The 10915-nt window shown below is 75.6% G+C and carries 9 protein-coding genes and 1 pseudogene; 5 read left to right on the forward strand and 5 right to left on the reverse strand.

Annotated features, from left to right (window positions below):
- Positions 1–87: 87 nt before the first annotated feature.
- From ACFV6I_RS28765 to ACFV6I_RS28780, 4 genes and pseudogenes are all read right to left on the reverse strand, one after another.
- A pseudogene (locus tag ACFV6I_RS28765) lies at positions 88–815 on the reverse strand (aspartate aminotransferase family protein); the annotation flags it as partial.
- Between the two features lie 114 nt (positions 816–929).
- Positions 930–5318: an AMP-binding protein gene (locus ACFV6I_RS28770; protein ID WP_380428415.1), complete on the reverse strand. Its 4389-nt coding sequence runs from the start codon at positions 5316–5318 to the stop codon at positions 930–932.
- A complete protein-coding gene (locus tag ACFV6I_RS28775) occupies positions 5315–5905 on the reverse strand; it encodes a DUF6309 family protein (RefSeq protein ID WP_380428417.1) in 591 nt (196 codons plus the stop codon). Before ACFV6I_RS28775 ends, ACFV6I_RS28770 begins: the two co-directional genes overlap by 4 nt.
- A 108-nt stretch (positions 5906–6013) precedes the next feature.
- Complete coding sequence (locus tag ACFV6I_RS28780) at positions 6014–6811, reverse strand: phytanoyl-CoA dioxygenase (protein ID WP_363377132.1); 798 nt, start codon at positions 6809–6811, stop codon at positions 6014–6016.
- A gap of 369 nt (positions 6812–7180) precedes the next feature.
- Here ACFV6I_RS28780 and ACFV6I_RS28785 point away from each other — a divergent pair, with 369 nt between their 5' ends.
- The 3 genes from ACFV6I_RS28785 to ACFV6I_RS28795 all read left to right on the forward strand — a co-directional run bounded on the left by ACFV6I_RS28785 (position 7181) and on the right by ACFV6I_RS28795 (position 8429).
- Entirely contained in the window at positions 7181–7858 is a 678-nt protein-coding gene (locus tag ACFV6I_RS28785; RefSeq protein ID WP_380371818.1) for a TetR/AcrR family transcriptional regulator, read from the forward strand.
- Positions 7859–7998: 140 nt separating this feature from the next.
- Entirely contained in the window at positions 7999–8193 is a 195-nt protein-coding gene (locus ACFV6I_RS28790; RefSeq protein WP_363377130.1) for a DUF1918 domain-containing protein, read from the forward strand.
- A gap of 50 nt (positions 8194–8243) precedes the next feature.
- On the forward strand, positions 8244–8429 hold the full coding sequence (locus ACFV6I_RS28795) for a hypothetical protein (protein WP_380428419.1): 186 nt from the start codon (positions 8244–8246) through the stop codon (positions 8427–8429).
- A 55-nt stretch (positions 8430–8484) separates the two neighbouring features.
- On the opposite strand, the gene ACFV6I_RS28800 is transcribed toward ACFV6I_RS28795, so the two are convergent.
- A complete protein-coding gene (locus tag ACFV6I_RS28800) occupies positions 8485–9225 on the reverse strand; it encodes a PIG-L deacetylase family protein (protein ID WP_063350402.1) in 741 nt (246 codons plus the stop codon).
- Positions 9226–9425: 200 nt separating this feature from the next.
- Here ACFV6I_RS28800 and ACFV6I_RS28805 point away from each other — a divergent pair, with 200 nt between their 5' ends.
- Positions 9426–10448: an MDR family NADP-dependent oxidoreductase gene (locus ACFV6I_RS28805; RefSeq protein ID WP_380428421.1), complete on the forward strand. Its 1023-nt coding sequence runs from the start codon at positions 9426–9428 to the stop codon at positions 10446–10448.
- 18 nt (positions 10449–10466) lie between these two features.
- The gene (locus ACFV6I_RS28810) at positions 10467–10853 is read left to right on the forward strand and encodes a MerR family transcriptional regulator (RefSeq protein ID WP_063350400.1); all 387 of its coding nucleotides are present in this window, start codon (positions 10467–10469) and stop codon (positions 10851–10853) included.
- Positions 10854–10915: the final 62 nt, after the last annotated feature.

Here is a 10915-nt window from a genome sequence, read left to right on the forward strand (position 1 = left end):
TGTCGGGGGCCCGTCACGTGGGGTGTGTAGCGCTCTGCGGACACCAGCCGTGCTTAGGCCTGTGGGCCCTAGACCGGGCCGGGGGGGCGTGAGCCGGTCTGGATCTCGTCGACGACCAGCAGGATGCCGTGCCGGTCCGCGCGCTCGCGCAGCCCGGCGAGGAACCCGGCGGGCGCGGGCACGTAGCCGCCCTCGCCGAGGACCGGTTCGACGAACATGGCGGCGGTCTCGGCGGGGGCGCTGACGGTCGCGAGCACCTGGTCGAGTCCGCGCAGGGCGTGCTCCACGGCCTGCGCCTCGCTCAGCCCGAGGCTCAGGCCGAGCCGGAAGGCGTCGGGGAACGGCGCCACCGCGACACCGGGCATCACCGGGCCGATGCCCGCGCGGAAGCGGCTGCCGGCCGTGGTGAGCGCGGCCGCGCCCATGGTGCGGCCGTGGAAGGAGCCCTCGAAGACGATCACGTTCTGCCGGCCGGTGGCGTGCCGGGCGAGCCGCAGCGCCGCCTCCACCGCCTCGCTGCCGGCGGTGGCGTAGAACAGCGAGTCCAGGCCGGGCGGCAGCACCTCGCCGAGCCGCTCGGTGAGGGTGAGCAGGGGGTCGTGCAGCACGGTGGTGTACTGGCCGTGGATCAGCCGGCCGGCCTGCTCGCGCACCGCCTCGACCACGCGCGGGTGGCAGTGGCCGGTGCTGGTCACCCCCACGCCGGAGGTGAAGTCGAGGTAGCGGCGGCCGTCGGCGTCGAAGAGGTGGAGCCCTTCGCCGCGGGTGGCGACGACGGAGGTGGCCTGCTTGAGCACCGGGGACAGCTGGGACACGAGGTCCGCCTTCCATGGGTCTGGGGGTACGGGTCGGTGGGGGCGCGGCTCACGGGGCGCCGGCGCGGCGGACGGATCGGTACGGCGGACGGGGGTCGGTCCTACGGACGGAGGTCAGTGCGGCGGCGCGACGGGCGGCAGGTAGCCGGCCTCGGCGGCCCGGGTGAGCGCGGCCGACCACCACTGCGGGGTGGGCTCGGCGAACCGGACGCCCAGCCGGTCCAGCACGGAGGTGGTGTACGCGCGGTCCACGAGGACGTTGCGCTCCTCCTGGAGGGACCACGCGGCGGCCAGCCCCGCCGCCGTCGGGTGGTCGCGTTCGGCCCGGGCGATCGCCGCCGCGAAGGCCTCGTCGTCGGTGAGCCGGACGGGGTGGCCGTGGCCGGCGAGCCAGCGGACGAGTTCGTCGTGCGGCGTCTCGTGCGGGCTCTCGACGTGGTAGGCGCCGGGCGCGGCGTACGGGTCCAGCGCGATCGCGGCGATCCCGGCGGCCACGGTGTCGACGTAGGAGAACGCGTAGGTGGTGCGCGGCCGGCGCGGGGCGGCGCCGGCCAGCAGGTAGCCGCGGATCAGCTGGTAGATCCGGTTGTCGCCGATGTTGGCCTGGAAGGCGCCGGTCCGGCTGTGCGCCGCGATGTGGCCGCTGCGGTACAGGTAGGCGGCCCGCCCGGTGGCCGCCCAGGCGCGGACGGTCTGCTCGGCGGCGAACTTGGTCCGCTCGTACGGGGTGCGGAAGTGCTGGCCGATCCGCAGGTCGGCCTCGCTGAAGCGGCGGGGCGGGCCGTCCACGCCGCCCGCGACGGCGAGCGTGGAGACGTGGTGGACGCGGGCCGCCGGGGCGTGCTCGTCGATCCAGCCGAGCAGCCGCCGCACCGCGGTGTGGTTGGTCCGCTCCAGGTCGTCGGGCGAGGCCACCAGCCGGACGTCCGCGGCGGCGTGCACGACGAACTGCGCGCCCCGGGCCCGCGCCAGTCCGGCCGGGGACAGGCCCAGCCCCTCCCGGTCGATGTCCCCGGCGACGACCTGGATCCGGCCGTCGTCTGCGCCCGCGCCCGCGCCGACGCCCGCGCCCAACCGCCGGACGGCGCCGGCGTCGTGCTCGGCCCGGACCAGGCAGGTGACGTGGGCGCCCCGCTGGACGAAGGCGTCGAGCAGGTGCCGCCCCAGGTAGCCGGTGGCGCCGGTGAGCAGCACCCGGGCGGGTTCGCGCACCGTGGTGCGGGCCGCCGGTACGGCGGGTGCCCGGGTGCCGGGGTGGAGCAGCTGGCCGGAGGTCGACAGCGGCGCCCGGACGGGCCGGGTGGCGGTACCGGCACCGACACCAGCCTCGGCACCGGCACCGACACCGGCCTCGGTGGCCACCGTCCCGGCGAACGCGGCGACGATCCGCTCGGCGGCGGGGTGCGGCAGGCCGGGCCACCCGTACACCAGGTCGGCGACCAGCCGGTTCTCCACGATGCGGGCGGTGAGCCGCAGGTCGTACAGCGGGTCTCCGCCGGTGCAACGGGCCACTCCGGCCTGCTCGTCCGCGACGGTCCAGTCCAGTGCGGGCTCCTCGGGCAGCCGGAAGGTGCCGAGGAAGTTGAACCCGGCGGCGGGGCGGGTGCCGGGTGCGTCCATCGCCTGGACGGGGGCCTCGCGCAGGCGCTGCGCGGCGCCCTCGGGACCGGCCGACGCCTCGACCACCAGCCGTTTGACGGCGGTGAACCAGCCGACGGTGTCCAGGAATTCGCCCGGATCGCCGGCGGTGTCCCGGCCGTGGGTCTCCACCTCGACGGGCAGCCGCGGGTGGCCGCTCCAGCCGGTCACGGCGTCGGCGAAGGCGGCCAGCAGGAAGGCCTCCAGGCCCGTCCCGCCGCCGTGGCGGCCGACCAGCCGGGCGGTGCCGTCCTCGTCGAGCGTCCAGCCGACGGCCGCCGGCGGCGCGCGGACCACGGGCTCCGGCGCGGACGCCGGCGCGGACGCTGCGGGAGGCGGCACCGACGCCGGGGGCGGCGGCGCGGCGGCGGCCCACTGGTAGAAGTCCGGGGTCGGCGGCAGGTCGGCCGGCTTCTGGTCGAGCACCGCCCGGTAGGCGTGGGCGAGGTCGTCCAGCAGGATGCGCCAGGACAGCCCGTCGACCACCAGGTGGTGCGCGATCAGGGCGAGCCGGTCGTCGGTGCCGGGCGGGCCGGTGAACAGGTGCGCGCGCAGCAGCCGGCCGGCCAACGGGTCCAGGCTGCGGTGGAGTTCGGTGCAGACCCCGGCGACGGTCTCGGCGATCGGAGCCGTCCCGCTCGGGATCCGGGAGAAGGACAGCGGGTCGAGGTCGGCCACCGGCCGGGGTGCGTCGTAGCCCTCCGGCGAGACGGGCCGCCGCAGCGCCGGGTGGCGTTCCAGGACGGCCGCGAGGGCGGCCGAGAGCGCGGCCGGGTCGACGGCCGTCCGGCAGCGCAGCAGGACGGACTGGTTCCAGTGCCGCAGGTCGTCGACGGACTTCTGGCGGTACAACCACCGCTGGGCGGGCGCGAGTTGACTCCCCCGGTCGCCGCTTCCGGCCTGCCCGGCCTGCCCGGCCGGAGCGGCGGCCGGAACCGGAACGGCTGCGGCGGCCGCGGCCAGGCCGTGCGCGGTCGGGTGCCGGTAGAAGTCGTCGTAGTGGACGCGCAGGCCCGACCGGCGCAGGAAGGCGACGGTGCGCATGGCGAGGATGGAGTCCCCGCCGAGGTCCAGCACGTCGGTGTGCGGCCCGACCCCGGGCAGGCCCAGTGCGGCCGCCCAGAACCCGGCGATCGACCGGGCCAGCGCGTCCCCGTCCGACGGCGGCCCCGACTCCGCCCGGGCCTCGACCAGTTCGGCGACCAGCTCGGCCAGCCGCTCCCGGTCGAGCTTGCCGTTCGGCCCGACCGGGAACTCCGGCAGGGTCAGGATCGGCTGCGGCACGGAGTAGCCGGGCAGTCGGTCGCGCAGGTAGGAGCCGATCCCGGCCAGCCCGGCGCCGTCGGCCGACAACCGTACGGCGGCCAGGAGTTGGTTCCCCACGGCGGTCTCCCGGACCAGCACCGCGGACCGGGCGACGCCCGGGAAGTCGTCCATCGCCCGCTCGATCTCGGCGAGGTCGACCCGGTAGCCCCGGATCTTGACCTGGCGGTCCACCCGGCCGAGGAAGACCAGGCTCCCGTCCGCCCGGCGGCGGCACAAGTCGCCGGTGCGGTACATGCGTTCACCGTCGTGGCGGACGAAGCCGCGCGCCGTCTCGGCGGGCCGGCCGAAGTAGCCGGCGCTGACGCCCCGCCCGCCGATCAGCAGCTCCCCCACCGCACCGTCGGACACCGGCCGCCCGTCGCCGTCCCGCCGGGTGAGCCGCACCTCTCCGATCCCGGTGCCGATCGGGACGGTCGGCTCCTCGGCCGGCAGCGGGCGGGCGGGGGCGGCGAGGAAGCAGGTGGCGCCGACGGTCGTCTCGGTCGGGCCGTAGTGGTTGACCAGCCGGGCGGTGACACCGGTGTCGAGCAGGGCGGCCGCGAGCGGGCGCGGCAGCGCCTCACCGCCGAGCAGCACGGTGTGCAGGGGCGGGGCGTCGCCGGGCCGGCCCTCCAGCAGGACGGTCAGGTGCGAGGGGGTGGTCTTCAGCACGGACACCCCGGCGCGCCGCAGCGACGCCCAGAACGCCTCCGGGTCGCGCACCTCGCCGTCCGGCACCACGTGCACCGAACCGCCGACCGCGAGGGCCAGCAGCCAGGCGGTGTGGCCGAGGTCGGCGGCCAGCGTGGTGACGTGCGCGACGCACGGGGCGTCGGCCTCGGTGAAACCCAGCCGGTCGGCCAGCGCCCGCGCGTAGTGCACCGCGTTGGCGTGGGTGACGGCCACCGCCTTGGGCTCACCGCTCGACCCCGAGGTGAAGGACAGGTACGCGGGGTCCTCGGCCGCACCGAGCATCAGCTCCTCGGCCCCGCAGAGCATGAGGTCACCGGCCCTACCGGGCATGAGGCCACCGGCCCCGCCGGGCACGAGGCCACCGGTCGTACCTAGCGCGCTGCCCGGTGCGTCGGGCAGGCCCTCGGGCCCGGCCAGCCGGTCGACGTCCACCACCTCGGCCGGATGGCCCTCCGGCCCGGGGAAGGCCGCCTCGGTGCTGAGCACCCGGCCGATCCGGACGCCCGCCAGCCGCCGGGCGAGGTCGGCCGGCGACCAGTCCGGGTCGGCCATCACCGCGGCCGCGCCCGAGCGCAGCACGCCGTGCAGCAGCACCAGCATGCGGGCGTCCCGGGGCCCGAGCAGGGCGACCCGGTCGCCCGGGCCGGTGCCGGACGCGGCCAGCCGGGCCGCGATCCGGCCCGCCGCGGCGTCGAGGGTGCGGTAGTCGAGGGTGCGGTCGCCGTCGGTCAGGGCGGTCCGGTCCGGGTGCTCCCGGGCGAGCCGTATCAGGAACCCGGAGAGCGACCGGGTGGGCGACGCGGCCTGGTTGGACGGCGTGGACGATGCGGACGGCGTGGACCGGACGTGCTGCGTCGCGAAGGTCACTCCGGCTCGCCTCCCGTCCGGGCCGCCCGCCCGGCGCGGACCGACCCGGTCGCGTGCGGGTCCACGACCAGGGGGTCACCCGCGAGGAACGCGTCCAGGCGGGGCCGGTCGGGCAGGCGTCCGGCCAGCTCCCAGGCCAGCATGCGGTGCAGGCCGTCGATGTGGATCAGTCCCTCCCGGACCAGCAGGTCCGTGTAGTCGGAGTGCTCGACCGCGCCGGTGCTCAGGTAGACCGGAGTGAACGGGGCCCACCGCAGCAACCGGAGCTTGGCGGCGCAGACCGGGTTCGCGGCCGACCAGGCGACCTCGTCGGAGCGGATGCGCACGGCCGCCTCGGCCACCGTCAGGCCGGAGCGGGGCACGAGTTCACGCGCGCCGCCCTCGCTCAGGTGCCAGGGCAGGACGACGCCGAGGACGTCCGAGCGCGAGAGCCGGACGCGCCACCAGCCGCCGGGGATCCGGCCGGCGCGTTCGACGTTCTCCTCGCCGTCCCGGTTGCTGTTCGCCTCGTGGGTGCGCTCCACCGGGTGGTCCCGCAGGTAGGCGTGGTGGACCTCGGCGTAGGCGACGGCGGTGACGATCTCCACGCGGTGCTCCTCAGACAGTTCCGATCAGGCTGTTCCGATCAGACGGTTCTCGCCAGACGGTTCTCGCCGGACAGTTCTCGTCAGACAGTTCTCGCCGGACAGTTCCGGTCAGGCGGTTCCGACGTACTCGGTGAAGTGCCGTTCCGCGAACAGCTCCGGCCACCGGCCCTCCGCCAGGCCGAGTTCACGGGCCCGGGCGAGCATCAGCCGCCAGTGCGGCTTCACCGGACGCCAGCGCGCCCCCACCTGGCAGTAGGACGCGTCGATGAAGTACCGGGGCCTGCCCGGGCCGTCCGGCGCCGGTCTGCGGGTGTGGAACAGCGCCGAGTTGAGCAGCACCGTGGAGCCGGGCGGCAGCCGGTCGATGACCACCTCGCCGGGCAGTTCGGCGGTGCCGTGGTGGGCGTACGCGGTCTTCCCGACGGTACGCCGGTGCGAGCCGGGCAGGACGGCCAGGCTGCCGACCTTCTCGTCCAGGCCGCCGAGGTAGTGCAGCGCGTGGACCATCAGCAGCGACGGGTCGGCGCGGTCGTTGGGCTCGCAGTCGTGGTGCCAGGCCTTGCCGGGGATCCCCGGGGCCTGGCGGTCGCTGTGCAGGTGGTGGAAGACGAAGGACGGCCCCATCAGACCGGACAGCGTCCGCAACAGCGGTGGGTGGGTGAGGAGTTCGCCGTGGGCCGGCAGTTCCAGCTCCAGCACCGGGGGCGGGCCGTGCCGGGCGGGGTCGGTGCAGGCGGCGATCGAGCGGGCCCGTAGGCCCTCGTCCACCCAGCGGTCCACCTCGGGGGCGAGCCTGGCCCCGAGCGGTTCCGGCACCAGGCCGGGCAGGACCAGGTATCCGGACTCCAGGAACTGGCGGTGTTGCTCGGTGTCTAGGGCCTTACGCCCTCCGGAAGTCTGCGTCACCGAACCGGCCCCCTCCTTCCGGATGACGGGTCGCACAGTCGGGCACGGCGGATCGGACCTGAACAGGTTCGGGTTCTATGAAACGCACGGGATCATCCAGACCTCGGGTGGCGCCGGGTTCGTCCGTCGTCGCCACAGCTGACACACGTTCACCACGAAAGGGCACGAGTTGATCACGCAAGGTAGTCCGCTGAGGAGTATGAACCGTTGATCGTGTCCACCACAAGACCACCGCCGACTCCTGGACACCTTCCCGCCACCGTGACGTTCAGCTCCAGCCACCAATCGACCCGTTCCCCACCCGAAACTCCGGACCCATTGCGCCCCGGTGATTCGCCGCTGGCACAGCGGATGCGGCACAGTGACGTCATGAGCGGCGACACCAGGAGTCACGAGAGCGCCGGGCGGGGCCCCGTGACCAGGCGCCGTCCGGTCCAGCAGCGCAGCCAGGAGCGGTACGGCCGGATCCTCGACGCCTGCGCCGGGCTGCTCGACGAGGTCGGCGCCACCGCGCTCACTACCAAGGAGGTCGCCCAGCGCGCCCAGGTGCCGATCGGCACCCTGTACCAGTTCTTCGCCGGCAAGGAGGACCTGCTGGCCGCCCTCGCCGGCCGCAACCTCGACCGCTACCTCCAGCGGCTCGACCACCGGCTGGCGACCGCCGCGCCCCTCGGCCCGGCCGGGTTCACCGACCTCGCGGTGGAGGAGTTCGTCGCGATGAAACGCGCGGTGCCCGGCTTCGGCCAGCTCGACTTCGGCCTCGCCGACGCGACCGCCCCCGCCGGGCTGCGGGACGACCGGCACCTGCTCGACCCGGGCGTGGACAACAACACCGCCGTCGCGCTGCGCCTCCAGGCGCTCGGCGGCGAGGTGTTCGCCACCGGCGACCCGGCGGCGCTCACCCTCGCCCTGCGGGTCGCCCTGGAGGCCGCCGACGCGGTGCTCAAGCTGGCCTTCCGCGGCGATCCGCAGGGCGATCCGGCGCTGATCGCCGAGTGCAAGCGGCTGGTCCGCGGCTACCTCGCGGAGCAGCCGCCCGCCCGCTGAGACCGGTCCCCGCACGTCCCTCGGGTCCCGCCCCGCTCCCGCGTCCCGCCCGCCCGCGCCGTTGCGAGCCCGCCTCCGCCGCAGCACAGTGGAAGGCGGAACGGCCGCAGAGGCGGCCGCCACGACCCGAGGAGCAGACCATGCACGCAGCGGTAGGTGACCAGCTCCACATCCACAGCAGGTCGGTGGGCATGACGGACCAGAAGGGCGAGATCGTCGAGGTGCGCGGCACCGACGGCGAACCGCCGTACATGGTCCGTTTCGAGGACGGCCACGAGGGCCTGGTCTACCCCGGCCCCGACTGCGCCATCGAGCACCGCCCGGCGGACCGCTGACCGACTCCCCCGCCGCCCCGCCCCCCACCCGGGCGAGGTGGTGAGCAGCGGTGTCCGCCCCCACGGCCCCGCTGCCCGGAACGCTCGCCGGGCTCGCCGGGCTCGCGCCACTGCTGGACCACTACGGGTACCTCGCGGTGGCGCTGCTCGTGCTGCTCGACAACTGCGGCATCCCGGTGACCGGGCAGACCGCCTTGGTGCTCGCCTCCGTGTACGCAGGCACCGACACCGAGTAACCAGGTAACCAGGCCGGGCAGCCGGCCCATCCGGGTGGCCGGGTGGCCGCGCGGCTCAGCGCAGCGGGAACACCTCGAACGACGCCGCGAACCGCACCCCGAGCCGGCCGCCCGCTCCCCGCCCGGCCCCCTCCAGGAACTCGCGCGCGTCCGCCATCGCCCCGCCCAGCCCGGCCAGGTACGCCTTGTGCTCCTCCAGCGAGGCCACGCCCAGGTCGAAGTGCTCGGTGGTGTCCACCGCGTGACCCGACTCCGGCGAGGCCGCCGCCCACACCTGCCGGACGCCGTTCCACGGCTCGTGGCCCTCGGCCAGCAGCTCCCGGAACACCCACCGGTTGCCGGCGTCCCGAGCCGCGTCCAGGGCGGCCCGCCCGACCGCGATGTGGTCGGCCTGGTTGGGGACGGTCCCGCCGTAGGTCTCCCGGAAGTTGCTGGTGATCACGATGTCCGGCCGGTGCCGGCGCACCGCCCGGGCGATGTCGCGGCGCAGCGGCAGCCCGTACTCCACCGTCCCGTCCGGATGCCCGAGGAACTCGACCACGTCGACGCCGACCACCCGCGCCGAGGCGATCTGTTCCGCCTCCCGCAGCGGCCCGCACTCCTCGGGGTTCATCGAGTCGATCCCGGCCTCGCCGCTGGTGACCATCACGTAGACGACCTTCTTGCCCTGCGACGTCCACCGCGCGACGGCCGCGGCGGCGCCGTACTCCATGTCGTCCGGGTGGGCGACGACGGCCAGCGCGGTCTGCCAGTCCTCGTCGACGGGCTGGTAGGGCTCGACGGCCTGCTCACTCATGGTGCTCGTCCCTCTCGGTGCAGCTCACAGTCGCATGGTCATACGGTCGTTCCGCAGGCGACTCTAGAAGACCCCCACACCCACACCCCGTCGGACACCCTCCCAGGCCGGCCGGGTTGCCCCTGACGCACGGGTCAGGGGTTAGCGTCCGGGCACCCGCGGCGGATCGGCCGCCGCGTCGGTTCTGGAGGAGTGCTGCGATGACGCTGCCCACGCCGGCCCGGGTCGTCCGGTTGGTCACCGAGCCGGGCGGGTTGCCCGGGCCCGGGGACTTCGCGGTGGTGGAGGAGCCGTTGCCGGCGCCGGGGACGGGCGAGGTGGTCGTCCGCAATCGGGCCTTCCTGGTCTTCCCGGGCCTGCGCACGCTGATCGGGGGCGAGCTCACAGGGGCGCCGTTGCCGGCGATCGGGCCCGGGGACGCGCTGTACGGGCCGGCCCTCGGGGAGGTGCTGGCCGCTCCGGCGGGCGGGCACCTTCGGCCGGGCGACCTGGTCACCCACCTGCGGGGGTGGCGGGACCTCGTGGTCGCGGACGCCGCAGGGTTCACTCCGGTCGACCCGGGGTTCCCGGACCCGGTGGCGCTGCTCTCCCCCGGCACGGCCGCCTACGGCGGGCTGACCCGCAGCGCCGGGGTACGCCCGGGGGACGTGGTGCTGGTGACCGGCGCGGCGGGCGCGGTCGGCACGCTGGCCGGGCAGGTCGCCCGGCTGCTGGGCGCCTCCCGGGTGATCGGCACCACCGGCTCCCCCGCCAAGGCGAAGCGGCTCACCGCCGAACTCGGCTACGACGCGGTACTGCTGCGCGGCGAGCGGCCGTTCGCCGCGCAGCTGGCCGAGGCCGCGCCGGAGGGCGTCGACGTGCTGCTGGACCTGGTCGGCGGGGAGCAGCTGACGGCCGCCGTCGACGCGGCCCGGCCGGGGGCCCGGTTCGCCCTGGTCGGCGCGCTGTCCGGGCAGTTGGCACCGGAGCGGCGGGGCGGCAGTTCGCCGGCTCTGGTGGACAGCTTCCGGGTGATCATGCTGGGCCTGACCCTGCGCGGCTTCACCGGCGTGGACCAACCGGACCTGGAGGCCGAGTGGCGGCAGCGGTTCGGCGGCTGGCTGCGCACCGGCGAGATCGTCTTCCCGTCGACGCGGGTGGCGGGCATCGACCAGGCGCCGCAGGCGTTGCGGAGGTTGTTCGACGGGGACACCTTCGGGGCGACGATCGTCGACCTCGCATAGCACCGAGGAGGAACGGCCATGCGGATCGGGGACGCGGCGGCAGCGGCGGGCACCACGCCCAGGGCACTGCGCTTCTACGAGCAGCGGGGGCTGCTGCCGCCGCCGCCCCGGTCCGCCTCGGGCCAGCGCGAGTACGGGCCGACCGAGGTCGCCCGGGTGCGGGCGATCCGCCGGCTGCTGGCCGTCGGGCTGACCGTCGACGACCTGGCCAGCCGCCCGCACCGCCTGGACCTGCTCACTGAGGAGCCGCCGCGCCGCTGCTCGGACTCCCCCGGCCTGGAGACCTTCGCCCCGGTGGTCACCGCCCGGCTCGCCGCCCTGGACGCCGAGATCGCCCGGCTGACCGCCCTGCGCGAGCGCCTCGCCCGGCACGTCGCCGCCGGGGGCGCGGACCTGCCGGGCTGACCCGGTCCACCATCCGGAACACGGCTCGCCCGGAACGCGGCTCGGGCGGGGGGCGCGCCGCC

Origin of the sequence: Kitasatospora sp. NPDC059803 (assembly GCF_042732255.1) — a bacterium.
Classification (GTDB): Bacteria; Actinomycetota; Actinomycetes; order Streptomycetales; family Streptomycetaceae; genus Kitasatospora.

Coding starts and splice junctions, on each gene's coding strand:
- ACFV6I_RS28785 (WP_380371818.1), top strand. CDS start 7,181: ATGAGCGGCGACACCAGGAGTCACGAGAGCGCCGGGCGGGGCCCCGTG.
- ACFV6I_RS28790 (WP_363377130.1), top strand. CDS start 7,999: ATGCACGCAGCGGTAGGTGACCAGCTCCACATCCACAGCAGGTCGGTG.
- ACFV6I_RS28800 (WP_063350402.1), bottom strand. CDS start 9,225: ATGAGTGAGCAGGCCGTCGAGCCCTACCAGCCCGTCGACGAGGACTGG.
- ACFV6I_RS28805 (WP_380428421.1), top strand. CDS start 9,426: ATGACGCTGCCCACGCCGGCCCGGGTCGTCCGGTTGGTCACCGAGCCG.
- ACFV6I_RS28810 (WP_063350400.1), top strand. CDS start 10,467: ATGCGGATCGGGGACGCGGCGGCAGCGGCGGGCACCACGCCCAGGGCA.